This window comes from Kosakonia arachidis, from assembly GCF_900116535.1.
Lineage (GTDB): Bacteria > Pseudomonadota > Gammaproteobacteria > Enterobacterales > Enterobacteriaceae > Kosakonia > Kosakonia arachidis.
Genome location: NZ_FPAU01000004.1, coordinates 266,053 through 291,795, shown reverse-complemented (window position 1 = coordinate 291,795; position 25,743 = coordinate 266,053). Strand labels below are relative to the sequence as shown.

Annotated in this window: 22 protein-coding genes; 1 reads left to right on the top strand and 21 read right to left on the bottom strand. The window is 51.9% G+C overall.

Going from position 1 to position 25,743, the window contains the following annotated elements; all coding sequences use genetic code 11:
• Positions 1 to 38: 38 nt before the first annotated feature.
• The 20 genes from wcaM to BM427_RS16160 form a co-directional block, all read right to left on the bottom strand.
• A complete protein-coding gene (gene wcaM / locus BM427_RS16255; RefSeq protein ID WP_090123247.1) occupies positions 39 to 1,454 on the bottom strand; it encodes a colanic acid biosynthesis protein WcaM in 1,416 nt (471 codons plus the stop codon).
• An 11-nt stretch (positions 1,455 to 1,465) separates the two neighbouring features.
• A complete protein-coding gene (gene wcaL / locus BM427_RS16250) occupies positions 1,466 to 2,686 on the bottom strand; it encodes a colanic acid biosynthesis glycosyltransferase WcaL (protein ID WP_090123245.1) in 1,221 nt (406 codons plus the stop codon).
• On the bottom strand, positions 2,683 to 3,963 hold the full coding sequence (gene wcaK, locus BM427_RS16245) for a colanic acid biosynthesis pyruvyl transferase WcaK (RefSeq protein WP_090123242.1): 1,281 nt from the start codon (positions 3,961 to 3,963) through the stop codon (positions 2,683 to 2,685). Before wcaK ends, wcaL begins: the two co-directional genes overlap by 4 nt.
• A gap of 28 nt (positions 3,964 to 3,991) precedes the next feature.
• Complete coding sequence (gene wzxC / locus BM427_RS16240; protein ID WP_090123240.1) at positions 3,992 to 5,470, bottom strand: colanic acid undecaprenyl disphosphate flippase WzxC; 1,479 nt, start codon at positions 5,468 to 5,470, stop codon at positions 3,992 to 3,994.
• 10 nt (positions 5,471 to 5,480) lie between these two features.
• On the bottom strand, positions 5,481 to 6,875 hold the full coding sequence (wcaJ, locus tag BM427_RS16235; RefSeq protein WP_090123238.1) for an undecaprenyl-phosphate glucose phosphotransferase: 1,395 nt from the start codon (positions 6,873 to 6,875) through the stop codon (positions 5,481 to 5,483).
• A 58-nt stretch (positions 6,876 to 6,933) separates the two neighbouring features.
• Positions 6,934 to 8,304 (bottom strand): colanic acid biosynthesis phosphomannomutase CpsG, encoded by a 1,371-nt coding sequence (cpsG, locus tag BM427_RS16230; RefSeq protein ID WP_090123237.1) that lies wholly within the window; start codon positions 8,302 to 8,304, stop codon positions 6,934 to 6,936.
• A 109-nt stretch (positions 8,305 to 8,413) separates the two neighbouring features.
• Positions 8,414 to 9,850 (bottom strand): mannose-1-phosphate guanyltransferase, encoded by a 1,437-nt coding sequence (gene cpsB / locus BM427_RS16225; protein WP_090123235.1) that lies wholly within the window; start codon positions 9,848 to 9,850, stop codon positions 8,414 to 8,416.
• Positions 9,847 to 11,154, bottom strand: coding sequence for a colanic acid biosynthesis fucosyltransferase WcaI (wcaI, locus tag BM427_RS16220; RefSeq protein ID WP_090123233.1), 1,308 nt, complete (start codon positions 11,152 to 11,154; stop codon positions 9,847 to 9,849). The genes cpsB and wcaI overlap by 4 nt, the downstream gene beginning before the upstream one ends.
• Positions 11,151 to 11,624: a GDP-mannose mannosyl hydrolase gene (locus BM427_RS16215; RefSeq protein ID WP_090123231.1), complete on the bottom strand. Its 474-nt coding sequence runs from the start codon at positions 11,622 to 11,624 to the stop codon at positions 11,151 to 11,153. Before BM427_RS16215 ends, wcaI begins: the two co-directional genes overlap by 4 nt.
• A 2-nt stretch (positions 11,625 to 11,626) precedes the next feature.
• Positions 11,627 to 12,592, bottom strand: a complete 966-nt coding sequence (fcl, locus tag BM427_RS16210) for a GDP-L-fucose synthase (RefSeq protein WP_090123229.1) — start codon at positions 12,590 to 12,592, stop codon at positions 11,627 to 11,629.
• 2 nt (positions 12,593 to 12,594) lie between these two features.
• Positions 12,595 to 13,716 (bottom strand): GDP-mannose 4,6-dehydratase, encoded by a 1,122-nt coding sequence (gene gmd, locus BM427_RS16205; protein ID WP_074778214.1) that lies wholly within the window; start codon positions 13,714 to 13,716, stop codon positions 12,595 to 12,597.
• Between the two features lie 25 nt (positions 13,717 to 13,741).
• Positions 13,742 to 14,296 carry a colanic acid biosynthesis acetyltransferase WcaF gene (gene wcaF, locus BM427_RS16200; protein ID WP_007371260.1) on the bottom strand — a complete coding sequence of 185 codons (555 nt, stop codon included), beginning with the start codon at positions 14,294 to 14,296 and terminating at the stop codon, positions 13,742 to 13,744.
• Between the two features lie 22 nt (positions 14,297 to 14,318).
• Positions 14,319 to 15,065 carry a colanic acid biosynthesis glycosyltransferase WcaE gene (gene wcaE / locus BM427_RS16195; protein WP_090123227.1) on the bottom strand — a complete coding sequence of 249 codons (747 nt, stop codon included), beginning with the start codon at positions 15,063 to 15,065 and terminating at the stop codon, positions 14,319 to 14,321.
• Between the two features lie 13 nt (positions 15,066 to 15,078).
• Positions 15,079 to 16,299 carry a colanic acid polymerase WcaD gene (gene wcaD, locus BM427_RS16190; RefSeq protein ID WP_090123225.1) on the bottom strand — a complete coding sequence of 407 codons (1,221 nt, stop codon included), beginning with the start codon at positions 16,297 to 16,299 and terminating at the stop codon, positions 15,079 to 15,081.
• Entirely contained in the window at positions 16,274 to 17,491 is a 1,218-nt protein-coding gene (wcaC, locus tag BM427_RS16185; RefSeq protein WP_090123224.1) for a colanic acid biosynthesis glycosyltransferase WcaC, read from the bottom strand. The genes wcaD and wcaC overlap by 26 nt, the downstream gene beginning before the upstream one ends.
• Complete coding sequence (gene wcaB / locus BM427_RS16180) at positions 17,488 to 17,979, bottom strand: colanic acid biosynthesis acetyltransferase WcaB (protein WP_090123222.1); 492 nt, start codon at positions 17,977 to 17,979, stop codon at positions 17,488 to 17,490. Before wcaB ends, wcaC begins: the two co-directional genes overlap by 4 nt.
• Positions 17,979 to 18,824 (bottom strand): colanic acid biosynthesis glycosyltransferase WcaA, encoded by an 846-nt coding sequence (gene wcaA, locus BM427_RS16175; RefSeq protein ID WP_090123220.1) that lies wholly within the window; start codon positions 18,822 to 18,824, stop codon positions 17,979 to 17,981. Before wcaA ends, wcaB begins: the two co-directional genes overlap by 1 nt.
• A 103-nt stretch (positions 18,825 to 18,927) precedes the next feature.
• Entirely contained in the window at positions 18,928 to 21,096 is a 2,169-nt protein-coding gene (gene wzc, locus BM427_RS16170; protein WP_090123219.1) for a tyrosine-protein kinase Wzc, read from the bottom strand.
• A 2-nt stretch (positions 21,097 to 21,098) separates the two neighbouring features.
• Entirely contained in the window at positions 21,099 to 21,542 is a 444-nt protein-coding gene (wzb, locus tag BM427_RS16165) for a low molecular weight protein-tyrosine-phosphatase Wzb (protein WP_090123217.1), read from the bottom strand.
• A gap of 2 nt (positions 21,543 to 21,544) precedes the next feature.
• Complete coding sequence (locus BM427_RS16160) at positions 21,545 to 22,690, bottom strand: polysaccharide export protein (protein ID WP_090123213.1); 1,146 nt, start codon at positions 22,688 to 22,690, stop codon at positions 21,545 to 21,547.
• A 689-nt stretch (positions 22,691 to 23,379) separates the two neighbouring features.
• Here BM427_RS16160 and BM427_RS16155 point away from each other — a divergent pair.
• Positions 23,380 to 24,963: a TerC family protein gene (locus BM427_RS16155; RefSeq protein WP_090123211.1), complete on the top strand. Its 1,584-nt coding sequence runs from the start codon at positions 23,380 to 23,382 to the stop codon at positions 24,961 to 24,963.
• 4 nt (positions 24,964 to 24,967) lie between these two features.
• Here BM427_RS16155 and BM427_RS16150 read toward each other — a convergent pair whose 3' ends face one another.
• Entirely contained in the window at positions 24,968 to 25,723 is a 756-nt protein-coding gene (locus BM427_RS16150) for a DeoR/GlpR family DNA-binding transcription regulator (protein ID WP_090123209.1), read from the bottom strand.
• Positions 25,724 to 25,743: the final 20 nt, after the last annotated feature.

Sequence of the window (25,743 nt, the reverse complement as noted above, 5' to 3'; positions counted from 1 at the left end):
AATCACCAGGATTTATCGCAAAAGCCCATAATAGCGGGTTATAACCGCTTCGCCGGTAGCCGGAAGTTCAAATTATCAACGTTTACCACCTGCTGATCGACTCTGTCGATATCCACCGAGCTTTGCCCGTTTTCGTTAACTGCGTGAATATTCGCCAGCGACAATAGCGTGTTCTCCTTGGCCATAAAACGTCCGCGCACATCTTTGCGCAAGTCAAAATTGAGTTTCAGCGCCGGACCATAAGCTGCATTTTGCATTACATTGATATTTCGCAAGAAAAGATGTTGCGGCTTGTTATGTAATTCGAGCGTCGCTCGCTGCATTTTAAGATTGGTGATGGACACAAACGACGTTGCATTACCGGACGATATCTGGATACCGCGCAGGTTATATTTGCTGTCGCTGTTATCCTGCTGAATATCATTGAGTTTAAAATTCTGAGGAATGGATAAATAATTCCCCTTGATCACGCCATAACCAATCAACATTCCGGCACTATTGACCATACTGACATTATCAATAACAAAATTATCACAGCCGTAAATGGCGACCGTGGCATTATCCAGGCCCGCCTTTTTGCTGAAATCGGGGGTGATATTTTCCGCTTTAACGTTGCGGATAATGAAATGTTTGCCGTTCTCAACATGTACCAGTTGGCGGCAATTACTGCCGGTAATATTGGCTACGACAAAATTTTTAACTGCCTGATCTTCCGGGTAGTTATTGTCGTAGGTACTGCCCGCCAGCCCGATGCCGATACCCCAGTTAATCTTGCCGTTGGTGCAATCAATATTTTTGATAACATGATCGGAAATAAGGATATTGCGATCGTTAATTGCCACGTTCCATTCGATCGCATCGCCCTGCAAGTCGCTGAAACGGCTATTAGTGATACGCGCGCCGTCCAGTTGATTATGGAAACCCTGACGCAGAATGCCATAGTTAGCCTTGCTGACAGTGATGTTATCTATCAGTAAGTTACGCAGCATGCTGTTATCTTTGCCGCCAATATAAATCTGCATGATCGGGCCATAGCCGCTCATGCTGACCCCCCGGATGACGCAGTTGGAACCACGCACATCCAGCGTAATGTTATACAAACTTCCGCCTTTCTCGCCGATAACCCGGCTACCATCCTGCAACACAAATCGTCCGCGCCCACTGCCCTTTAGCGCACCGCGTATCAACAGCGTTTTACCCGGCGGGATAAAGATCCCGGTATTGATATTTTCACACACCAGGCCGGCGGGGATTTCTACCGTTTGCCCCTCGTTAAAGGCTTTATTTAACGCAGCGGGCCAGTCGTTGTGATCATAATCACTGATGTTGACGGAAGCATTTCCTGCCAACGCACGTGCGGCTGGCGAATGCAACAACGGGAGCGCCGCCAGCGCAGAGCTGGCGGCGAGAAAAGTGCGGCGTGAGAGCGGTGTTGATGCTTTTTTTGCGGTCATAAAACCTCGATTCAAAGCGCCTGCAATAGACTGGCAAGCTGCTGATTGATGATCTTTTGATTAAAGTCCGTTTCGACTTTTTCCCGCGCACACGTCACCACCGGCGCCAAATCCTGACTCTGCATCGAGCCAAATGCGGCAAGCCGTTGCGCCAGCGCCTGCGCATCGTTTTCTGGCACCAACCAGCCGGATTTCCCGGTTTCAACCAGCTCCGGAATGCCGCTGTGCACCGTCGAAACCACCGGAATACCTACCGCCATCGCTTCCATTAGGGCAACGGGTATCCCTTCCATATCGCCATCCGCGCCCGTCACCGAAGGCAACAGGAAAACATCCGCTTCATCAAGCATGGCCTTGACTTCATGACTCGGTTTGAAACCCGGCATCTCGATGACATCTTCCAACTGGAACTGTTCGATCAACGTGCGCAAACGGCGTTCCCACGGGCCGATACCCAGGATGCGGTATTTAAAATCGACGCCGCGTTCCTTCAGCAGGCGGCAAGCTTCAATCGCCACATGCAATCCTTTCTTCTCAGTAAGGCGCGCCACCGAAATAATTTGCAGCGGAGTTCCCGGCGTTTTAACCGGGCGCAGGCTAAAGCGCGCCATATCGACGCCCATACGCGAAACTGCGATTTTTTTCTCCGGGCATCCCATATTTTTCAGTCTGCCCGCCCAGAGTTCGCTGATCGGCAACATCAAATCCCCACGCTGAAACAGTTGCTGGTACTCCGGTGTGTAGTGGTTCAACACATCACGATGGGAAATATCGATACCGTGAAAAACCGTGGCAATTTTGCCCTTCAGCACCCCAAGTTCACGCAGTTTTGCCGCCGTAACGCCTGCCGGGCCAAAGTGAGCAATAAAAATATCCGCATTGAATGTACGCGGTGCGAGGGCGCAAATCGCTGGCAGGATCAGGTTACGCGCTTCATTGCCATAGCGGCTCATATTCAGCGCTTTCCAGGTTGCTGATTTCCACATCCCGCGCGCCATTGCCTGCGCACGGTAGCTCAGCTTCGCCATGCGACCTTCCGGTTCCGACAGCAGCCAGTGGGTTTTCTCCGCCAGCCGGTATTCGGTGTACGCCGCATGGGTATTGTTCATATCGCCCTTTTGCAGAGCAATGATTTCTACCTCAAACCCCATATTGATAAACGCAACAATCTGGTTGAGGACAAAGGTTTCGGAAGATAATGGAAACTTCAGCAAAAAGAAGCTGACTTTCATTTCACCTCCTGTACGCGATCAAGCACCGATTTCACCATCTTCATGCCATGCTCGCGTTCAGCCGCGACCGCCGTTGCCAGACGCTGGTTAATTGCAGGCAACTGCCCCAGAGTATCCGCGACCATCGCCGCCAGCGAACCGTTCAGTAAGTGACGAATATCGACCGCCATTTCCGGCATGCCCAGTTGCTGCATGATGCCCGCCGATTTGTGTTCGTAGTTGATGGCAATCGCCGGTGTGCCGAAGTTCATCGAAATAATGGCGGAGTGCAGGCGCGTCCCAACGGTTAAATCACAGACGCTGAGGATCTTGCCCATTTCCAGATCGTTGAGTTCATCCATCACCACATGGTATTGCGACGGATCGTTAACATACTGTCGCAGGTTGAGCGCCACCATACGGTCATCTTTGTTATAGCTGTCGATACCGGTGCAGGTGGAAAGCGCAATCACCTGGTAGCCCGCATCAATAATGCGGTTTACCACCCCGGCAAACGCCTGCTCGTAGGCCTGCTGTGTGGTATTCAGTCGTTTGTCAAAAGGCGCCAGCTCGCGCAGAGTAATCGCAACAGTTTTCTGTTTTGCCGCCAGATCCAGCCAGTGCTGCACCGCATAGCTGGCAACAAAATCGTGCTGATGGTGATCCACCAGCCAGGCAGTATCTACGCCCTGCTCCACTTTCTCCGTAGTGATGTTGCTCTGCTTCATCAGATTCAGGCTGACGGTTTCACGCAGGATCAACGCATCGCAGTGGCCGAAAACATAATTCGCCAACTGGTTGAAAGCCTCATTCTGGAACGGACCGACGCTGTGACCAATCATATAAAGCGGTTTTTTGGCCATGAAGGTGCAGAGTGCATGTTCAAATTGCGGTACACCATAGAGATCGACAAAGAACGAACCGCCGACCTGAATAATCGCGTCGTAATCGTTAAGCCTGCGGACAAAATCGGTAAAGCCCTGAGCGATGGCGATATTGCGCAGCTTGCCAGTGTCCGTCACACGTGAAAGCAGCACCTGATGCTGATAGCGACGACGCAGTACTTTCTTCATCCGGCCCATCAGACCGGCGGCGTTATTGTGCTCTTTCATTTGGCTGTAGAGCGGATCGCCCATCACCGGATGGTTCAGTAACCATGATGAACTCACCGGATAGCGGCTCATCACGTCAACGTCGGCATCAGGATTAATCAGGGCAATCGCATCCAGCAATCCGCGTAAAATTGCGCTGTCACCACGGTTTCCGCAGGTATGATTGCCAAGGATCAATAATTTCATAGCGACCTCATAGGTTCAATAACGTTTCTTATCCTGCGCGAAGCAGCATTTTAATTTTCTCGTTGCGGCAAAACTGGCGCTTCATCTCCACCACCAGTGAATTGCGCGAGACAATCAGCATCACTGCGAAAGCCAGTACACCTGCCGCGACCTGTACCGCCAGCATGGCGGTCAGCGGCATATGCCCGTTCAGCGCCTGTCCGAGGCCATAGCTCACGACCAGTGTCGGCAGCGACAAGTAGAATGGCAGCCACAGGCTGAGGATGTACTGGCGGTAGCTGGAACCGAGCACCGGTTTAATCATCACGAAGTAGCTCAATATCGTGTTGATGATTTGCACCAGCAGGAAACCCAGCGTTACACCCAGCGCACCAGCCAGATGGCCGCCAATGATAATGGCGGGAATAAAGAGAAACGTTTTGAAGACATTGAATTTAAAACTGATATCCACTCGCGCTTTTGCCATCAATAACGAACCGATAGGGTTACCAACGGCGCGCAGCAGGCCAACAATACAGAGCAATTGCAGGATCGGGATAATGCTGTTCCACTTGTCGCCAAAGACCAGCGGCACAAAGTTGTTCGACACCACCATCAACCCCAACAGGATGGGGAAGTTAATGATCCCCACCACCGACAGCAACTTGTAGAAGTTAACGCGCAGCTTCTCAGTGTCGTCCTGAATTTTGGCGAACGCCGGGAACAGCACACGAGTGATAATCGGGTTGAGCTTCATCGGCGGCACCACCGCCACGTTGTACGCCAGGTTGTATCCCCCGGCGACGCTGGCGCCGAGGATACGCGCCAGCACTAATGTGGAGAGGTTGGTGTTGACATAGTTAATGACGCTGTCAGCCGTCAGCCATGCGCCAAAGCGCAGATTTGAACTGACCGACGCAAGGGAAAAATGCAAGCCAGGACGATAGATCTTACGGCCAAAATAGCCGAACAGCAGCGTACGAACGGCGCTGTTGACCAGATAACCGAGGATTGCTGTCATCGCCAGCGGCCAATAAAAGGCGCTGATCACCGTAAAGCAGAAGCCCGCCAGTACCGACACGGTTTCTATCGCGCCAATCTTGCTGAATTCCAGCTCTTTCTGCATCAACGCGCGAAACTGCTGGCCGTGGGGGATCACCACAAAAGCGAACGCCAGGGTTTTGATCAGCGGCGCAAGATCAGGGTTGTGCAATACGCTGGCAATAAGATTGCTCAGCGAGAAAACCACCACACAAACCACAATACCCAACCCAACGTTCAACCAGTACAGGGTGGTAAGTTCAAGGTGGCTTATCTCTTTGCGCTGAATAATGGAGTTAGCAATACCAAAATCCGACAGCGTATCCGCCAACGCGATAATCACCAGCGAGACGGTCAGCAGACCGAACTGGTGGTTATCGATAATGCGCGCCAGCACAGTCATCTGCACCAGCCCCAGCCCAATGATGATTAAAGTGGCCATTGCTGACCACTTAGCACCGCTGATGGTTTTTTCTCTCAGACTCATGACCTTTCCTTTAATACGCCGCTTTATTAATAAAGCCTTTAAAGATGGTCAGAAAAACGATTTTGATATCGAACCACAGACTCCACTCGCGAATGTACTCCAGATCGAACTCAACACGTTTTTCCATTTTTTCCAGCGTGTCGGTTTCGCCGCGCCAGCCGTTAATCTGCGCCCAGCCGGTGATACCCGGTTTCACTTTATGGCGCAACATGTAACCCTCAATCAGCGAACGGTACTGCTCGTTGTGCGCCACCGCATGCGGGCGTGGGCCAACGATAGACATACCGCCGAGCAACACATTAATGAACTGCGGCAGTTCGTCGAGCGATGTACGACGCAGGAAACTCCCCACTTTGGTTACGCGCGGATCGTTCTGCGTTGCCTGAGTCACTACTTTGTCATTTTCCATGACCTTCATAGAACGGAATTTCCACACTTTTATGGGTTTACCGTCCATGCCGTAACGGGTCTGTCGGAAGATAATCGGGCCGGGAGAGCTGAGTTTTACCGCTACCGCAATCGCCAGCAGTACCGGGGAGATCAGCAACAGAATCAGCAACGAGAGCACGATGTCTTCAAGGCGTTTCAAAATGCGGTTCACGCCGGAAAGTGGTGTGTCGTACAGCGGTACTACCGGCACGCCATTCATCTCTTCAATACGCGAATGCAGAATATTGAAGGTAAAGACATCGGGGATCAGGATCACTGAACAGGTGGTGTCCGCCAACTGGCGCACCAGTTTTTTGATGCTGACCGCATCATTCATCGACATTGCGATATAGACGTTGTGAATTTTCCCCGCTTTCGCATCGTCAACCAACTGGTCGAGATTACCGGCCCAGCCAGTGGTGATGCCACCCGGTTGCGGATCGTGGTATACCCCTACCACTTCGAATCCCAGCCAGGGTTCATTGCGAAAGCATTCCAGCAACGTCTGACCCATAGGCATATCCCCCGCCACCGCAACACGGCGCGTGTTATAACCCATGTTCCGCAGCCAGCCTGCGCCAAAGCGGATCACCGAGCGGCTCAACATCAACCCCATACTGGTTAACAAATACCAGGGGAGGTAGATCATGAAGGTGTTATCGAAATCGTTGTTGAACGAGACCAGGCCCGCGCTGAAAATCAGGCTGAGCGTCCAATTCTGCAACAGTAGGGTCAGTTCAGTAGTCATTTTTACCCCTCGCCAGGAGCGATAAAAATCGGTCATCCCACCAATCATCTGGAAGACAACGAGAGAGAGCAGAGCCATCAGCAGATGCATGTAGAAAAAAGGCAACGCATTCACTTTACACACCAGCCACAGCCCACCGAACATAATGGTGATGTCAGAGAATCGCTGCACGATTGAGATTAACGATGCATTCGTTTTGGCCCGGTCGCGCTTTTTTAGATGAGTCATCGTTTTACCTGCCTGTATATTGACTCTCCCCACATGTGGGGGAGAGCAACGCCGAGATTTACTGATTCAATAGCGCCAGAATTTCCTGCGTTCGTGCCTCCATCAGTGACACATCGCAACGCGACTCAACGTTCAGACGCACTACCGGCTCGGTATTGGATGAACGAAGGTTAAAGCGCCACTCAGGGAAGGCGATGCTGATGCCATCAGTGCGATCGATCTCCAGCGCACCGGGAGTAAAGTGCTGCTCAACACGCTGGATAGCCGCCACAGGGTCGGCAAGCTTACTGTTGATTTCACCACTCGCCGGGAACGCCACCATACGATCGCTGACCAGCTCGGCGAGGGTTTTACCTTTCAGGCACAGCAACTCAGTAACCAGCAGCCACGGGATCATGCCGCTGTCGCAATAGGCGAAATCACGGAAGTAGTGGTGCGCGCTCATTTCGCCGCCATAGATGGCATCTTCATTACGCATACGTTCTTTAATAAATGCGTGTCCGGTTTTCGACATTACCGGTGTGCCGCCTGCGCGCGTCACCACATCAACAGTGTTCCAGGAGAGGCGGGGGTCGTGGATGATTTTTGCACCAGGGTGTTTTTCGAGGAATGCTTCCGCCAGCAAACCAACGATGTAGTAGCCCTCAATAAAGCGCCCTTCGCCATCGAACAAGAAGCAGCGGTCGAAATCGCCGTCAAAGGCAATACCCATGTCGGCATGATGTTCCAGCACCGCATTGCGGGTATCCGCGCGACACTCAGGCAGCAGCGGGTTAGGAATACCGTGAGGGAAAGTGCCATCCGGTTCGTTATGCACTTTTATGAAAGTCACTGGCACATTCAACGCTTTGAAGCGGGATTCAATAGCATCCACTACCGGACCTGCCGCGCCGTTACCAGAGTTGATCACCAGTTTCAATGGCGTAAGGTTAGCCGGATTGATATAGCCCAGCAGATGATCGACATACGCATCACGCAGGTTGATTTTCTCGTAGCTGCCGCGTTTTTCTGCATTCACTGGCGGAAAGTCATTAGCTTCCGCCAGACGCTGCACATCACGAAGCCCGGTATCGCCACTTATCGGACGTGCACCTTTGCGCACCAGTTTCATACCGTTATAGTCCATCGGGTTGTGGCTGGCGGTCACTTCGATGCCGCCATCCACACCGAGATGGAACGTGGCGAAATAGATCTCTTCAGTACCGGAAAGGCCGAGATCCAGCACGTTGACGCCCGCATCCTGCAACCCTTTCGCCAGCGCCAGTTTCAGCGCTTCGCTGGTCCGACGCACATCGCCACCCAGCACAATAGTGTGCGGCTTCAGGTATTCACCGTAGGCGCGGCCGATACGCCATGCGATATCTTCATTCAGTTCTTCGCCCAGCTTTCCACGGATATCGTAAGCTTTAAAACAGGTTAATTTTTCCATCATTACCTCATCTTCAGGCAACAGTCAGCCTTGACCGTAAAATGGCCATTTGTTATTGATTCGTTTGTTTTTTCTGCCGGACGAACAACACCGCGTCCGGCCCTGACTTTTAAACTCGCCCGTAGCGATCCGCAAAACGCACAATGTCGTCCTCTTCCAGGTAGGACCCCGAACGAACTTCAATCAGATCGAGCGGAATTTTCCCCGGGTTTTCCAGACAGTGGTGCGCGCCAAGCGGGATATAGATCGATTCATTCTCACCGAGTAATTTCACTTCATCATTGATGGTCACTTTCGCCGTTCCTGCCACCACTACCCAGTGCTCCGCGCGGTGATGATGCATCTGTAGGGAGAGCCCCTCGCCCGGCTTCACGGTGATGCGTTTCACCTGGTAGCGATCGCCGGTATCGATGGAGTCATATTTGCCCCACGGGCGGTAAACCTCACGGTGGATATGGTGTTCGTGACGTCCATCGGCTTTGATTTTCTCCACGACTTTTTTCACATCCTGTACCTGGTTGCGATCGGCAATCAGCACCGCATCTTTGGTCTGTACTACCACCAGATCTTTAACGCCGACGGTCGTGACCAGCCCGGACTCCGCATACACGTAGCTGTTTTGGGTGTTATGGCTGATGACGTCGCCGTGATGGACGTTTCCCTCCGGCGTGTGCTGGCTGATTTCCCACAGTGAAGACCAGGAGCCAACATCGCTCCAGCCAGCATCCATCGGCACCACCACCGCATCCGCTGTGCGTTCCATTACCGCATAGTCAATCGACTCTTCCGGGCAGGCCAGGAAGGCGTCCTCGTCAACACGGACAAAATCCATATCCGGATCAGCAGCCTGCATCGCCTGTTCGCAGGCGTGTAGAATATCCGGCCGATATTTATTCAGCTCTTCAAGGAAACGACCTGCGCGGAACAGGAACATACCGCTATTCCAGTAATATTCACCGCTGGCAACGTAACCCTGCGCGGTTTCCAGATTCGGTTTTTCAACGAACTGCGCCACCTCGAAAGCAACAGAATCTGCCTGACCGGCACAGACGCCACCGCGGCGGATATAGCCATAGCCCGTTTCCGGCAGATCCGGGACAATGCCGAAGGTCACCAGTTTGCCGCTCTGCGCATAAGGAATAGCATCGCGAACCGAGACGCGAAATGCCTCTTCGTTCTGAATCACATGGTCGGCAGCCAGCACCAGCATCAGCGGATCGCTGTCCGGGTTGTGGCGTTTTATCGCCAGCGCCGCCAGCGCAATCGCCGGGGCGGTATTACGGCCAGCCGGTTCGAGAATGATGTTCTCGGTCAGCTTATCCAGTTGACGCAGCTGCTCGGCGACGATAAAGCGATGTTGTTCATTACAAATCACCACCGGACTTTCACACTCGACGCCATTCAGGCGGCAGACGGTGGTCTGCAACATAGTGAGATCGCCCTTCAGGCAGAGAAACTGTTTAGGGTAAAGCACGCGAGACAACGGCCACAGGCGGCTCCCGGAGCCTCCGGCCATCACTACCGGGTAGAGTTGTGTTTGACTCATGATTTATCCCCATTCCCGTCAAAATTCAGTTGGCCTTCGTGCTGCTCGCTTTCGCTGGCGCTTACGGGCTCCACAGAACTTTCCGGGCTGATATCAGCAATAAACTGGTGTAATACACTCTCTTTTTCGAGCGTGCGTTCGGCATATTCACGTGCCACCGTGTTGTTTTTGGGCAGCGCCAGCGCCCGCGCAATGCCCCAGGCCAGCGCCTCAACCGATTCCGGCTCCACACAGACCGCAATGCCAGGTTCTGCCAGACAGAGTTGCCCGAGCTCAGTACTCTCTTCGGCAGTGATGACGGCATTCCCCCCCACAGCCAGAATGTTGGTCAGCTTTGATGGCAGTACCGCATCGGCCGCGCCGCGTTTCTGGATAACCAGATGACAATCGCCCATTTTCAGCAGCGCTGGCAGTGCGTCGTACGGCTGTAACGGGAAGAAGATGACGTTGCTCAGACCACGTTCACTCACCTGTTTTTCCAGCCGCGCCTTCCCCCCACCCTGACCGACAATGACAAACAGCCACGGATGGGTGTGTAACTGCGCAGCCGCTTCAATGACGTTTTCCAGCCCCTGCTTCTCACCGATGTTGCCGGAGTAAAGAATGATTTTTTTGTCATCCGGCAGACCAAGGTTGCGGCGCAGTTCCGCGACATTTGCTGCGCTGACATCGCGAAACCGCGCCACTTCCGACCAGTTCGGGAAGAAGATGATTTTGTCGGCCGCCACCCCTTTCTCGCGCGCTTTGTTCATCATTGAGCGAGAGATGGTGGAGACGTTATCGACGTTATGCAGATTGCTACGTTCAAATGCGGTCGCCAGCTTTGCTACCCGGCCGCTTTTACCTTTACCCGCCATCCCCAGACCTAGCATGGCGTCCACTTCATAATCCTGAATGTGCAGCAGCGTTTTTGCGCCGCTCAGTTTGGCCAGCAGACGCATCCCCGGCGTGCAAAAAAGCGTTGGCACCACGCCAATAATGCGGTCCGGCTTCCAGCTACGCTGCGCCATCAGCGGGAAAAAGCTGCTAATGGCAAAGCTGCTCAGATGCAGTAAGCGCTTCAGGGTCGATGGCTGTTTTGGCACATACAGCGGGCAGCGCCACACCGTGGCGGCACCCTGCTCTTTACGCCAGCGCCAGGCGCTATAGTGCTCGCCGACTTTCCATTCTGGATAGTAAGGCGGTGCCGTGATCACGCGCACGTCATGGCCCTGACGGGCCATCCATTCCACCATTTCGCCGGTGTACTTACCGATCCCGGTCAGCTCCGGTGAATAGTTGATGCCATAGACCAGGATTTTCATAAACCCGGTACTCCCTGCGCGTCGAGGAAATAGGCGCGGCTGTTGTCATGCACCAGCGGGTCGTCAACAAGCGACTCCGGCGTCCCCCATCGATAGTCATTGTGCTGATCCGGCGGCAACGCGAGCGTCTGTTCGTCCACGCGCAAACGGAAACCCAGCACAATGTAGTGGGTGGAGAAATCGCTACCGGAGAAATTATCGTCATAGAAGTGCTGCCAGACGCCGTAAAACTCGCCTGCGGACATCGGCAGGCGCAGCCCCAGTTCCGCCAGGGTCAGCCGCTCGAAAGCGACCGCCAGCGGCTCGTCCTTTTGCACGCGTCCGCCCGGCACAAACCAGTATCCCTGCGCCGGACGGTTAGTGCGCTTACCGAGCAAAAACTCGCCGCGTGAGTTTTCCACGATCAAATCGATGGAAATCAGCGGGGTGGAGCGCACCACCGTGGCAAAATCTTCCTGACTCAAAAACATGCCTACCCCCGGAACCGGTGCTGGTTTTCAAGGAACCACTGGTAGGTGCTCGCAAGTCCTGCCTCCAGTGAGATCTCGTGATACCAGCCAAGCTGATGCAGACGTGTCACATCCAGCAGTTTACGCGGCGTACCGTCCGGCTTGGTGGCGTCAAACACCACGCGGCCTTTGTAGCCGACAACGCTGGCCACGGTTTGCGCCAGTTCGCGAATCGTGCAATCCACACCGGTGCCAACGTTGATATGCGACAGCATCGGTTCGGTATTCTCTTGCCACACTTCACGCGCCAGCTCCTGAACATGTATACTGGCTGCCGCCATATCATCCACGTGCAGGAATTCACGCATCGGCGTGCCGCTTCCCCACACCACCACGTCCGGGGTATTCTCCTGCGTCGCCTCGTGGAAGCGGCGCAGGAGCGCCGGGATCACGTGCGAATTGCTAGGGTGGAAGTTATCGTTCGGACCATACAGATTGGTCGGCATCACCGAGCGGTAGTCACGGTCATACTGGCGGTTGTAGGATTCGCACAGTTTGATACCGGCGATCTTGGCAATCGCGTACGGCTCATTAGTCGGCTCCAGCGTCCCTTGCAACAGCTCACTTTCCGCGATCGGTTGGTGCGCCAGTTTCGGGTAGATACAGGACGAACCGAGGAACAACAGCTTGTTCACATCATGCTTATGCGCTGAGTGAATAATGTTGCTCTCAATCATCATGTTTTCGTAAATGAAGTCCGCCGGATAGGTATTGTTCGCCACAATACCCCCCACTTTTGCCGCCGCCAGGTAAACCTGATCGATAGAGTTACTGGCGAAAAAAGCATCGACAGCAGCGGGATCCAGCAGATTCAGCTCTTCACGGGAGCGCAGTACCAGTTCAACATCCGCACGTTGTTCGAGCTGGCGAGCAATGGCTGATCCCACCATCCCACGATGGCCAGCCACGAAAATACGTTGTTTGGTCATGCTTAAGACTCCAGCGCGATGGCAACCTCGTAACCGTGGGCTTTAAGCAGTGAGTGTTTTTTCGCTGCTTCCAGATCTTTCGCTACCATCTCGGAGACCATTTCCTGCAGCGTGGTTTCCGGTTTCCAGCCCAGTTTTTCGTGTGCTTTAGTCGGATCGCCCAGCAGGGTTTCCACTTCCGCAGGACGGAAGTAGCGCGGATCAACGGCGATGATCACATCACCCGGTTTCACGCCCGGAGCGTCATGACCGGTCACAGAGACCACAATGCCCTTCTCTTCTACGCCTGTGCCTTCAAAGCGCAGTTTGATACCCAGTTGCGCCGCGGCCATTTCCACGAACTGACGTACTGAATACTGCACGCCGGTAGCGATAACGAAGTCTTCCGGTTTTTCCTGTTGCAGCATCATCCATTGCATTCTCACGTAGTCTTTTGCATGCCCCCAGTCACGCAGGGAGTCCATGTTGCCGAGGTACAGGCAGGATTCCAGACCCTGAGCAATGTTAGCGATCGCACGGGTGATTTTACGGGTTACGAAGGTTTCGCCGCGACGCGGAGATTCGTGGTTAAACAGAATGCCGTTGCAGGCATACATGCCATAAGATTCACGGTAGTTCACGGTGATCCAGTAGGCGTAAAGTTTGGCTACCGCATACGGAGAACGCGGGTAGAATGGTGTAGTCTCTTTCTGCGGAATTTCCTGCACCAGACCATACAGTTCAGAGGTTGATGCCTGGTAGAAACGGGTTTTCTTCTCAAGGCCGAGGAAGCGAATCGCTTCCAGCAGACGCAGCGTCCCCATTGCATCCACATCGGCGGTGTATTCCGGGGATTCAAACGACACGGCCACATGGCTCATCGCACCCAGGTTGTAGACTTCATCCGGTTTAACTTCCTGCAGGATACGGGTCAGGTTAGACGTATCCGTCAGGTCGCCGTAGTGCAAATGGAACTTCGGATTGCAGGTGTGCGGATCCTGATAGATGTGATCCACACGCTCGGTATTGAATGAGGAAGCACGGCGTTTAATGCCATGAACTTCATAGCCTTTTTCCAGAAGCAGTTCTGCCAGATAAGAGCCATCTTGCCCGGTTACGCCGGTGATGAGAGCGACTTTAGACATAATTTATTTTCCTCAATAGTCCCTGTTAGGGGGTTACCTTTTCAACGCGTTCGCGCGTCACCACTGCGGGATTGCCACGGCAAATTGCATTTGCCGGAAGCGATTTAAAAACACTGCTGCGCGCACCGACTACCGTCCCGTCGCCGATGGAGACGCCTGGCGCGACAAAGACATCCGTCGCCAGCCAACACTTCTCACCAATCACGATTGGCGTCGCGTTAATATCGAAATGCGCGCTCTGATAATCGTGACTGCCGGTGCACAAATAACATTTCTGTGAAACCACGGAATTAGCGCCGATGGTGATATCGCCAAGGGTGTACAACACCGCGTCATCACCAACCCAACTGTAATCGCCTAATGTTAATTTCCACGGGTAGGTAATCTTTACCGATGGGCGAATAACCACGCCCTTACCAACCTTCGCGCCAAATAAACGCAAGAGGAATGCACGCCAGCGATACAGCACTTGTGGAGACCAGGCAAATAATGTCGCCTGTACCGCCCACCACAGTTGAACCTTAATAGCATTGCCTCCCCGAAAGCCTTTCGGCACGGAGAATCCTTGTAAATCCTGCATCTTTATTCCCTATATTTGAGCGTTATGCTTTGTTATATAAGGCCTTTGCTTTGCCAGTCGTCCGCATGCGCAACATATATGACAATTGCGCCCAAAAACCCGGGACTCGTAATATCATGCGCTGAACTTTGCGGGCATCCTGACACAATTCAACGTTATTAGAGGTAGATACGCCGCCCATCGAAAATTCAGATACCAGCCCTTTCAAACGTTTGAAAGGAAAACCGGCTTTAAACATTCTGGCTGCTAATGCGTAATCGGAAGAGACTTTAAATTGCAGATCGTAGGGGTATGTTTTCAGACCATTCACAGGGAAAAATATGGCTTGATGGCTGGCCGGCAAGCTGTGGTAAATATACCAACCATGTTTGGCGCTACGGCGTAATTTGTTACCGTCGCCAAAGTCCAGCAGCGCATCACCAATATACATGGCATTTTCGCGTTCTTCAGCTAACTGGCGAACAACATCCACAATTTCCTCATGGAAAATATCACCAGAATTCAAAAACAATGCATAGCGTCCCGTCGCCATGTCAATGCCTTTATTCATAGCATCATAAATACCTTTGTCACGCTCACTGATAAAACGTAAATTGTATTGTCCGTTGAGATTTTTCAGAAATTCCGCAGTACCATCCTGCGAGCCGCCGTCAACGACAATCCATTCGAATTCGATATTCTGCGCTTTCGCCAGATGGGCCAGAGACTGCCAGGTCTTCATCACACCTTCATAATTGCGAAACGCGACAGTAATAACACTTAGCAGCATATGACCCACCTTTTCATGAATTCACGATATTCAACGCTTTACGCAGAATAAACGGACAAACGATTAAAAACGCATATTCGGGGCTAAAAATTGATCCCGTAAAAAACAACGACATAGGCGTAAACAGGTAAAGCTGCACGCGAAAATTCTGATTATTACCAAAGGCATTTACCATCATTTTCCCGATTTTGAACAAATACCAACCTGTTAGCAAAACTGCGAACCATGAGAAATAAATGATCAGCAGATACAACCCATTGTCTATTGTTTTCCCGACATCTGCACCGTTAAAGATTCCGAATGATGCGACATATTCATAAAGTGAGCCAAATCTTACCACCCCATCAATATTGGTCAGTGAATATCCCACCATCACCAGCGGACCGATAATACGGTAATAAGAAGATGAACCTTCCGTACCTAAATCACCGATTCGTTCTGCAATATAGGGGAATGCGAAAACCACGCCGACAATAAATACTGAGAGTGAAATAATTGCCAGCGGCAATTTTTTACGAATCGCCTCTTTGTTCAGATACTGGAATGCCCACTCCAGCAAATAGAACATGATAAAGGTCATTACCCCAGAGAACGATCCCGAAAGTACTATGCCTGCCAAAATCATAGCATCGGTCTTCGGCGTTTTGATACCAAACTGTTTGATACTGAGCCAAATTGAGATTAATGCCAGAGCAAAGAATGCCGGTTCGAAATATAACGCAGTAGTACGCTTACCGCCGAACTTGATAAAATTCAGTACGTAACTGTTGCTGTAGATGAGGTATTTAGAAATACTCTCCATCAAACCGCTTCCACCAGTGAGAATAATCTGGACCATTTCCATCGCCGCGAGCATCACCACCATTGCCACGACCACATAAAAAAAGCGCAAAATCTTGTGATAATTATGTGGTGATATGGTTTTAAAGCGGATGCTCCACACCATGCCAACAATGATCACAATGTAAACAAACAGCATGGTTGAAGTGACATATTTGCCGGGATCGAGCGATTTACCAAAAATAAAGTTAAACAGCGTTAACCCAGCTCCCGCTCCCAGTGCCAACATCAATTTTTTCAGATTGATTTTGTCGAGGTAGAGCAGTAACAGCAGCGGCAAAAATGTCACGATAGTGATCGGGAAACTTTCACCAAGCTGCATGATTTTCACGTTAACCAGCAGGTAAATCACCGGCAACAGGAGATAGCTACAGACTCTGATAGAATGAGACATATTCCTCCAGCATCTGTTGTCCACTGTAAGCCTGGCGGCTGCGTGCGCTAAACGCGTCGAGGCTTTCGCCAAACACCGCCTGTGCAATGTCTGCTTTACGGCACTGTACCAACTGCAGCGCCTCCTGTTCGTTAAAGGTTTTACCTCCGGATTTTTGCAACACTTCCCTTGCCGCATCGCTGTGCGTGGCGATCACCGGCACGCCAATGGAGAGCGCTTCACAGAGGATCAACGGGTAGTTATCCACCCGGGAAGAAAATACCAGCGCATCCATCTGATTGAGTTCACTCATCAACTGGCGCTTGTCAGTAAGAAAGCCGTGGTTGACAACGTTTTGCCCCGCAAACGGAGAAAACTTGCCAAAGGTGTGCAGCTCCACGCGGTCAGAAAGGGCCATGATGTCACGCATCAGCTGCTGGTTAGTTTTACCGTCATAGCGTAGGTCATGGGCTACCACGGCGATTTTCGGTTTTCCTTCGGTGGCTTTTACTGGCACGAGTTCAGCCAGAATCGCCTCGGTGGCGACATCAATACCGTTATTAATAATGTTGCAGCGCCCTGCACCATAGAGGCTGTTAAAAGCGTCCGCTACATGCTGGCTGGGGGAGATAAACTGGCAGCCCAGTGCCAGCATATCGTTAAATAACTGACGCTTGTGGTTGGCCAGTAGATGCGCGCGATCCACCTTTACTGGCGGATAGTTGCTCAACGTTGGGCATTTGCGGCAATTCTCTTTCCAGCCTTCGCAGCCGTCGGTAAAGGCGCAGCGCCCGGTAACGCTCCAGTGATCGTGCAGCGTCCAGACCAGCGTGACGTCAGATTTATGCGCTTTCACTTTCTGGCAGAATGCCACCAACTCAGCAAAGTTCAGCCAGTAGCTGTGCATCACATGAAAGTGCAGCACCACCGGCCCTTGCGTACGGGTCACGGTGCGATAAAGATTATTCAAATTGCCAAAAACATCACGATTAAACAGGCGGAACAGCGCGAGATTAGCAACAGAAGTCAGACGAGGCGTCTGCTTGTAAACCTGCGGATAGTTATCGTGACTGACACTTTTTTTCCCGCCTTTACCGTAGCCATAAATAAAACGTGACTGCATACCCTTTTGCAGTGCGCGCTGGTGCAAATCCAGCGCCACACCCGCAGCGCCGCCTTCAGCAAGGCGAACATTGAACTGTAAGATATTCATTTGATCACCTTCACCCGCGCTTTCTCGCCAACCACCAGCGCGTTATCAGGGATGCAGTCGAGTACGACGCTTCCCGCGCCGATGGTGACATTGTTGCCAATGGTGATATCGCCAATAATCACTACATTCGCGCCCACCTCGACGTTGTTACCAATTACCGGGCAGGCCAGATTATCGGCACCACGGTTACCAATGGTAACGCCGTGACGAATCGTGAAATCATCACCTGCCACCACATTTTTATTGATCACCACCGCGTAGCCGTGATGGATTGTAAAACGGCGTCCGATGGTCGCAGCAGCCTGAATTTCGTAGCCAAACAGACACTCGGTGACAAAACGATAAATCAGGATCGCAGGCGCAGCCCACAGGTTGTTGATGACATGTTTTTTGCGCCACACCGAGCAAAAGTGAGCAATACGGTAAGCCGCAACCATGCAGCAAGGGCGCAAGCTCCAGTGGTTTGCGCGAAAATCTTCCAGTCGCATTATTTCCCCCGCAGCCCGTCAGCCAGTCGTTTACCGTTACGCAGCGAGAACAATGTCAGCAGCGTGCGCCAGGTCATGCGCTTATTACGGATCTGATAGAGCGTAAACAACTGATATTTTTTACTGGCACGATCGAACTTATTTTTATGCTTACGATAAAAATGGAAGTAACCGGAGAATTTCTTCGGCGACGAGGTTATTTGCATTTCGCCGTGGTTGACGTGCAGGATTTGCGTGGCTTCTTCAATCTTCCACGGTTCGCCATATTCATCGACCATGCGCAGGAAAATATCGTAATCCTGAGCCGCTTTCAGTTGCGTGTCGAACAAGCTCTCTTTGAAGCGCCAGGCCCAGGTAAAGACCTGGTTGCCGACGATGTTGCGCTTCCAGAACAGCTTGCGTGAGAACGGCGATTTTGGATACAGCGGCAAACTGGCGGGTTGCGCATAAACCTCACCCTCGCAGAGATAATCATTGGCATAGAGAAACGCACGCGTGTTAAGCAGATGTTTATGCGCCAGAAAAACCGACAGCCTGTTCGGCGTCCATTCATCGTCGTCGTCAATTCCGGTAATGTACTGCCCCTGCGCCTGTAAAATTGCCTGGTTACGCACCGCGCAGGCACCCGAGTTATGGAGATTGCGCGTATAACTCACGCGTGAATCACCTAGCTCCTCAACAAACTGTTGCAGTTGTTCATACGCGTCGGAACAGTCGTCCACAACGATCATTTCCCAGTGCGGGTAATCCTGGCGCAGCACCGATTTAATGGCGCGGATCGCCAGCTGTTGCCTGTTCCAGGTTGGCATATAGATAGAAATTAATGGGTTTGCTGTTGTGCTCATGATGCGATCCCTAATGCGTTCAACATGCCACGTTCGCCCTCACGCCTGCTCTCCCCCAGACGGAGGAGAGCAGTTCGTGCTAAAGATGGAAGTGAGGGACGGGTTATTTCGAATCGGACTTGTATTCGTATTCGTAATAGCCGTAATCCTGATAGCTGGTCGCGCGGCGGAAAATCGAGTTCAGGATCACGCCTTTAACATCAATACCGTTCTGTTCGAAGCGACTCAGGCTGGTCTGGATCTCTTTGAGGGTATTCACAGCGTAGCGGGCTACCATCAGCGTAGTACCGGCATGACGACCAACAATCGCCGCGTCCGTCACCGCCAGAATTGGCGGGGTGTCGATCAGCACCAGGTCATAATGGCTGCTGGCCCATTCCACTAGTTGTGTAAAGCGTTCACTCATCAACAGTTCGGACGGATTCGGCGGCACCACGCCGCGCGGAACCAGATCGAAGTTGCCGATGGAGGTCGGTTTGGCACAATTCTCTATCGACCCTTTTCCGGCCAATACATCGGACAAACCGTTAATGTTGTCGGTGCCCAGCAGTTCGTGGGTGTAGCCTTTACGCATATCACAGTCGATCAGCAGCACACGTTTATTCGTCTGGCTGATCACCGCTGCAAGGTTGGCGCAGACAAAGGTTTTACCGATGGAAGGGCTGACCCCGGTCATCATCAGCACATTATTTGTGGACTGCATCATGGCAAAGTGCAGACTGGTACGCAGACTGCGCACGGCTTCAATCGCCAGATCCGTCGGGTTACCCACCGCCAGCAACTGCCTCTGCTTGTAGTGCTTAACGCCCTTAACAGTTTTGACGCTATCCCGCGCTTTTTGCCATTCGGAAAGCGGGATGCTGGCATAAACATTGATGCCATGCTCTTCGAGGATCTGCGCGCTTTCCACACCGCGATTGAACAGTGAACGAAGCAGAATGCCAACCACGGAAACAACCAGGCCAAGAATAATGCTGCCGAGAATGATCAACGCTTTCTTCGGTTTCAGCACGCCAGGTTGGGTGATCGCCGGGTCAACAATGCGTACATCACCCACGGTACTGGCCTGGGTAATCCGCAGCTCCTGCTGTTTATTCAGCAGTTGCATATAGACCTGCTGGCCGGATTCGACATCACGCGTCAGGCGAACAATTTCCTGTTGCGTTTGCGGCATCGCAGCGATCCGTTCATTCAGCTTCGCTTTTTCATCTTCCAGCGCTTTACGTTTTTCCAGTAGCGTGCGGTATGCCGGGTGAGCTTTGGTGTATAACTTGGATATTTCCGCTTCACTGAAAGTCAGTTGATTTAACTGCGCGTCGATGTTTACCATCGAATCGAGCACCGATTTGGCTTCCAGCGGCACATCGACAGAGTCTTTGGTCTGGCGATAGGTATTGAGCTTATCTTCTGCGATGTCGAGATTGTGGCGCACTTCCGGCAGCTGTTTATCAAGGAACATCAAGCTCTTCGCTGCTTCCTCGGATTTACGCTCAATATTTTGCTCAAGGTAATTACGGGTAATACTGTTCAAAATAGCGCGGATCTGATCGCGGTCTTCACCGATATACGTCAGGCTGAGCACACCGGTATCTTTACCATTCTCCACTACCGTCAGGTTGTTTTGCAGGTTGTTAATCATCCCCAGCGTGGAGAATTTTGTGACAGTAAACTCGGTGCCATTCGAGGAGAGAATGTTGCTCACCATCATGGTCACGCCCTGCTTGTTCAGCAACTTGCCAACTTCACCACGCGCCTCAAAACCGCCATCGCTGGTTAACTGATACTGTTTTGGGCTCAACACTTTCAGCGTAAAAGTCTGCTCTTTCATGCTGTTAGGCAAAGTAAAGATGGTAACTTTCACCGTCTCGTCCTGCCGCCCCATCAGCCGCTCCCAGCCGGTACCAAACAGCGGAAAGGTGTTTTTCACCACAGAGATGTCGAGATCCAGATCTTCAACCGTTTTGCCCAGCACCATACGCGACTGGATAAGCTGGATTTCTGCATCTGACGCGGGTGGCTTGTTTGTCAGGGCGCTGCTGATATCCTGCACCAGTGTACTGCCGGTGTTTTGTTCGATTTGTACCAGTGAATCGGCGCTGTAAATGGGTGTCGCAAACAGGCAGTAGACAACCGCGATCAGTGCAAACACCGAAGTGATGCCCAATACCCACCAGCGTGCTTCAATGATAGTGCCGAGCAAACGGCCAATATCAATTTCATCATTGCCCACCATCGGGGCAGCAGAATGCGAAGGGTGTGTTTTCTCTGTCATCATTATCCCTGCTGAGCTTGCAATGCCTGCACCCACTGGCGGGCAGACTGGTCAAGTAAGGTGTAAACGGCTTCAAAAGCTTCACGACTTTTACGATACGGGTCGGGAATGTCTCGTTCGTTGTCCCAATGGCCAAATAACATGACCTTTCCGCGCATCTCCGGGGCAATTTCGCACAGGCTAGCAATGTGTCGCTTTTCCATGACCAGAATCAGGTCATATTCGCGACACATGGCACTGGAAACCTGCCGCGCGCAATGTCCCTCCAGAGAAAGTTGATTGTCTGCCGCTACGCTCACCGCGTTAACATCCGCGCCACGTCCGACCAGCGCGCCCAGCCCTGCTGATGCTACCGTTAATCCGGGCTGGTATTTTTTCAGCAGCCGTTCTGCTGTAGGAGAACGACAAATGTTCCCCACGCAAACCACCAGAATTTTGTTGAACATAGTCATTTCAAGCTTTGAATGTCAGTAGCTGTGTTAGTCATGTAGCGAACGCCACTGATTGTCGGCAGCAACTGGTTGATAAGACGGTTCCAGCGCGCCACCGGCGCAGTCGTGACGTACACCACGTCATACGGCTGGAGGCGGAAATTCGTCGCCATTACCAGAGCCGTGGCGTCAGACATATCAAGCTGGTAAATATTGGCAATCTTGCCACTTCGTCCACCCTCGTTGCCTTTCAAAGGACGGATAACGAAGATGCCACTGGCGTTGGAGCTCGTCAGGTCGATGCCTTCTGCCTGGCCAAGCGCTTCCGTCAGCGTCATACCGCTGAAGTCCATTTTGAGCGTGCTCTGTTTTTTCACTTCGCCCATCACGAACACTTTCAGATCATCATTACGCGGTACAAAGAGGATATCGCCCGGATAAAGCAACCGGTTCTGGCTGAGGTCACCATTCTGCATCAATGCCTGGAGTGAAATGCGCTGCTCTTTTCCATCGTGCGTCAACACCACGTCGCGCCAGTCAGCGTTGTCGGTCAGACCGCCCGCAGCATTGATAGCATCCAGCACGGTAAGCGGTACGTTGGTGATCGCCTGCTGCCCGGATTTGATGACCTGGCCGGAGACATAAGCTTTTTGTGAGCGGAATGCGGCGATATTAACGTCCACCTGCGGGTCAGCAATATACGTCGCTAAACGGCTGGTAATATCACTGCGGATCTCGGCAAGGGTTTTTCCCACCACCCGCACTTTTCCGATATAGGGGTAAAACATGGTGCCATCAGGCTGCACCCAGTTGCCTGTGTCGCTGGAACTACGATATTGACCCGCTGGGGTGGTTAATTCCGGGTGATCCCAGACGGTGACACTCAATACATCCCCTGGCCCTACACGATACTGGTAAGCCGCAATTTCGTTGTCGAGCGACATATTTGGTTGAGCGACATTAACGTGCGGGCGCAATTGTTCAATCAGACGCGGTGTTAAAGGATAAACATTCACCATACGGTCTAAATCAAAGTCTGCATCCTGCTGTTTAATCACATCCTTTCCCATCGTAGTCATATTACTACCAGGGAAAACAGTGCAGCCACTCATCAAGCTTATGGACACCAATAATGGCATCAATTTCATTTGAGATTTCATCATTGATTAATTATCACTTTGGCAAAGTAATTATCCTGTGCGATTTATATAAGCGCTCAAGCTGTACATAGAATCAGAATGCAGTTAATTACGAAAGAATATAACTGGCATCAATCCTAAAAAGCGTTTATTCAACCACATGCGATTACAGAATAATCCAGGCTGATTGACATACCCACAGGCACGCTACCGCCCCTGGCTTTCAGTTACCAATTCACTGGACATCTCTAACTCATTGATAGTTATCCCTTACAGGCCTTAAGGTTGCAATGGACCGCAGACCAGAAAAAAGACGGCGGGAATCGAACTTGTAACGAATAACGATGACGGAAATAGCATCGTTAGGATATTTGAGTGATGCAGGAGGAATTGTTGCAGCTAAGCGAATAGCAGGCAAGGCACCAGCCCTGATAAAGATATTTTTAAGAATAAGTTTAAGAACAAACTTTTTGAATTTTAAGATTTACCGTATATTGACAATCTTTGCATGCGGATTTACTCATGCGGAATATCCTAATTTGCTAAATTTTTTCTTATAATTAATCACAGTAACAATAAGGGAATTGAATTTATACGTATTGCTCACATCCAATAAATTAAGAATAATCGCAGGCTGGCATTGCAATTTTATCCAGCTTTATCCATGATCACACGGTGACAATTGTCATATCACAGAAGGCATTACGTTTACGATGGAATGGATTGCCGATCCATCAATCTGGGCCGGGCTGGTCACGCTGGTAGTGATCGAGCTGGTACTCGGTATTGATAACCTGGTGTTTATTGCAATTCTTGCGGAGAAATTGCCTGCGGCGCAGCGCGATCGCGCCCGTGTTACCGGGCTGCTGCTGGCGATGTTGATGCGACTGCTTTTGCTGGCCTCAATCTCCTGGCTGGTGACACTCACCAATCCTCTGCTTACGGTGCACGGCTTGAGCTTCAGCGCGCGCGATCTGATTATGCTGCTCGGCGGCCTGTTTCTGCTGTTTAAAGCGACGGTGGAACTTAATGAGCGCCTTGAAGGTAAAGACAGCGAGAATCCAACGCAGCGGCGTGGTGCGAAGTTCTGGGCCGTGGTCGCCCAGATCGTGGTGCTGGATGCGGTCTTCTCGCTCGACTCGGTGATCACCGCTGTCGGCATGGTTGACCACCTGGCCGTCATGATGGCTGCCGTGGTGATTGCTATTACCCTGATGCTGCTGGCCAGTAAATCCCTGACTCGCTTCGTCAACAGTCACCCGACGATTGTTATTCTTTGTCTCAGTTTCCTGCTGATGATTGGTTTTAGTCTGGTGGCCGATGGTTTTGGTTTCCATATACCGAAAGGCTATCTGTACGCCGCAATTGGTTTCTCGGTGATGATAGAAGCGCTGAACCAGTTGGCTATCTTTAATCGCCGCCGTTTTCTGTTCGCCAACCAGACGATACGTCAGCGCACAACAGAAACGGTGATGCGCCTGCTAAGCGGGCGGAAAGAGGATGCTGAACTGGATGCCGACACCGCCTCGATGTTGCACAACAGCGACGACAGCCAGATCTTTAATTTGCAGGAGCGGCGCATGATTGAGCGAGTGCTGAACCTCAATCAACGCTCGGTTAGCAGCATCATGACATCGCGCCACGATATTGAGCATATCGATCTCAGCACGCCCGAATCAGAGATCCGTGCTCTGCTGGATAAAAACCAGCATACACGCGTAGTGGTTACTGGCGGCGATGCTGAAGAGGACTTGCTCGGCGTCGTCCATGTGCTCGATCTGCTGCAACAATCCCTGCGTGGTGAACCGCTGGATCTGAAGGCACTGATCCGTCAGCCGCTGGTATTCCCGGAAACGCTGCCACTGTTACAGGCGCTGGAGCAGTTCCGCAACGCCCGCACCCACTTCGCTTTCGTGGTCGATGAATTTGGGTCCGTGGAAGGTATTGTCACTCTCAGCGATGTAATGGAAACCATCGCCGGAAATCTGCCGAATGAAGTGGAAGATATCGATGCCCGCCACGATATCCAGAAAAACAGCGATGGCAGTTGGACGGCCAATGGCCATATGCCACTGGAGGATCTGGTGCAGTACATTGCGCTGCCGCTGGATGAGAAGCGTGACTATCATACCATTGCCGGCCTGCTGATGGAGTACCTGCAACGGATCCCCAAACCAGGTGAAGCGGTGCAGGTGGGTGATGTTCTGCTTAAAACCCTGAAAGTTGAGAGCCACCGCGTGCAGAAAGTGCAAATCATTCCGTTGACGCGTGAAGAAGATCCAGACTACGAAGTATAAATGGCTACGCTTTAACCACCGTTACCCCATGGTGGTTAAACGGAGCCAGCAGTCGATCGTCGGTCTGCGCGTCCACCACCAGCGTGTTAATCAGCGAGATATCGCCAATCACCCACGGCGATGCACTGTTCAGTTTCTCCGGCGAGGCCAGAACCACGGTTTCTGCCGCCCTGTCCGCCAATGCACGTTTAATACGCGACTCCTCAAAATCCCCAGTGCTGAGACCGGCCTCCACATGTACACCGGTCACGCCCATAAAAAAGAGGTCGGCGCGTATCCGGCTGATAGACTCCAGTGCGCCTGCACCAACGTTGACGATAGAATGTTTGTAGAGATAGCCACCGATCATCACCACTTCAATCAGAGGATGCTGTGCCAGCCCAACGGCGATACTGGGACTATGCGTTACCACGGTAATACGTAAATCCTGTGGGAAACAAGTAATCAGCTCAGAGGTCGTCGTACCGCCATCAATCATAACAACCTGCCCTTGTGAGATGAGCTGCGCACCTTTCTGCGCGATACGCCGCTTGGCGTCAGACTGCAAATGTTGCCGCTCGGCAAATGTCACCGTGGCGGCGGAAGATGGCAATGCACCACCATGCACACGCTGTAATAAACCCTCAGTTGCCAGCTCACGCAGATCGCGCCGCACCGTATCTTCCGAGACGCCAAATCGTTCGCTGAGTGCTTTCGACAAAACCAGTCCTTCTTCAGCAAGTTGCTTGAGGATCAGCTGTTTACGTTGTGGGGTTAGCATCACGTACTCCTGATTGCACG

Bases quoted from the DNA above. Each gene is read 5' to 3' on its own strand.
- wcaL (WP_090123245.1), bottom strand. From the start codon at position 2,686: ATGAAAGTCAGCTTCTTTTTGCTGAAGTTTCCATTATCTTCCGAAACC.
- BM427_RS16155 (WP_090123211.1), top strand. From the start codon at position 23,380: ATGGAATGGATTGCCGATCCATCAATCTGGGCCGGGCTGGTCACGCTG.
- wcaM (WP_090123247.1), bottom strand. From the start codon at position 1,454: ATGACCGCAAAAAAAGCATCAACACCGCTCTCACGCCGCACTTTTCTC.
- wcaJ (WP_090123238.1), bottom strand. From the start codon at position 6,875: ATGACTCATCTAAAAAAGCGCGACCGGGCCAAAACGAATGCATCGTTA.
- wzc (WP_090123219.1), bottom strand. From the start codon at position 21,096: ATGACAGAGAAAACACACCCTTCGCATTCTGCTGCCCCGATGGTGGGC.
- gmd (WP_074778214.1), bottom strand. From the start codon at position 13,716: ATGTCTAAAGTCGCTCTCATCACCGGCGTAACCGGGCAAGATGGCTCT.
- wcaE (WP_090123227.1), bottom strand. From the start codon at position 15,065: ATGCTGCTAAGTGTTATTACTGTCGCGTTTCGCAATTATGAAGGTGTG.
- wcaC (WP_090123224.1), bottom strand. From the start codon at position 17,491: ATGAATATCTTACAGTTCAATGTTCGCCTTGCTGAAGGCGGCGCTGCG.
- wcaF (WP_007371260.1), bottom strand. From the start codon at position 14,296: ATGCAGGATTTACAAGGATTCTCCGTGCCGAAAGGCTTTCGGGGAGGC.
- cpsG (WP_090123237.1), bottom strand. From the start codon at position 8,304: ATGGAAAAATTAACCTGTTTTAAAGCTTACGATATCCGTGGAAAGCTG.
- wzxC (WP_090123240.1), bottom strand. From the start codon at position 5,470: ATGAGTCTGAGAGAAAAAACCATCAGCGGTGCTAAGTGGTCAGCAATG.
- wcaA (WP_090123220.1), bottom strand. From the start codon at position 18,824: ATGAGCACAACAGCAAACCCATTAATTTCTATCTATATGCCAACCTGG.
- wcaD (WP_090123225.1), bottom strand. From the start codon at position 16,299: ATGTCTCATTCTATCAGAGTCTGTAGCTATCTCCTGTTGCCGGTGATT.
- BM427_RS16215 (WP_090123231.1), bottom strand. From the start codon at position 11,624: ATGTTTTTGAGTCAGGAAGATTTTGCCACGGTGGTGCGCTCCACCCCG.
- BM427_RS16160 (WP_090123213.1), bottom strand. From the start codon at position 22,690: ATGATGAAATCTCAAATGAAATTGATGCCATTATTGGTGTCCATAAGC.
- wcaI (WP_090123233.1), bottom strand. From the start codon at position 11,154: ATGAAAATCCTGGTCTATGGCATCAACTATTCACCGGAGCTGACCGGG.
- wcaB (WP_090123222.1), bottom strand. From the start codon at position 17,979: ATGCGACTGGAAGATTTTCGCGCAAACCACTGGAGCTTGCGCCCTTGC.
- wcaK (WP_090123242.1), bottom strand. From the start codon at position 3,963: ATGAAATTATTGATCCTTGGCAATCATACCTGCGGAAACCGTGGTGAC.
- fcl (WP_090123229.1), bottom strand. From the start codon at position 12,592: ATGACCAAACAACGTATTTTCGTGGCTGGCCATCGTGGGATGGTGGGA.
- cpsB (WP_090123235.1), bottom strand. From the start codon at position 9,850: ATGAGTCAAACACAACTCTACCCGGTAGTGATGGCCGGAGGCTCCGGG.
- wzb (WP_090123217.1), bottom strand. From the start codon at position 21,542: ATGTTCAACAAAATTCTGGTGGTTTGCGTGGGGAACATTTGTCGTTCT.
- BM427_RS16150 (WP_090123209.1), bottom strand. From the start codon at position 25,723: ATGCTAACCCCACAACGTAAACAGCTGATCCTCAAGCAACTTGCTGAA.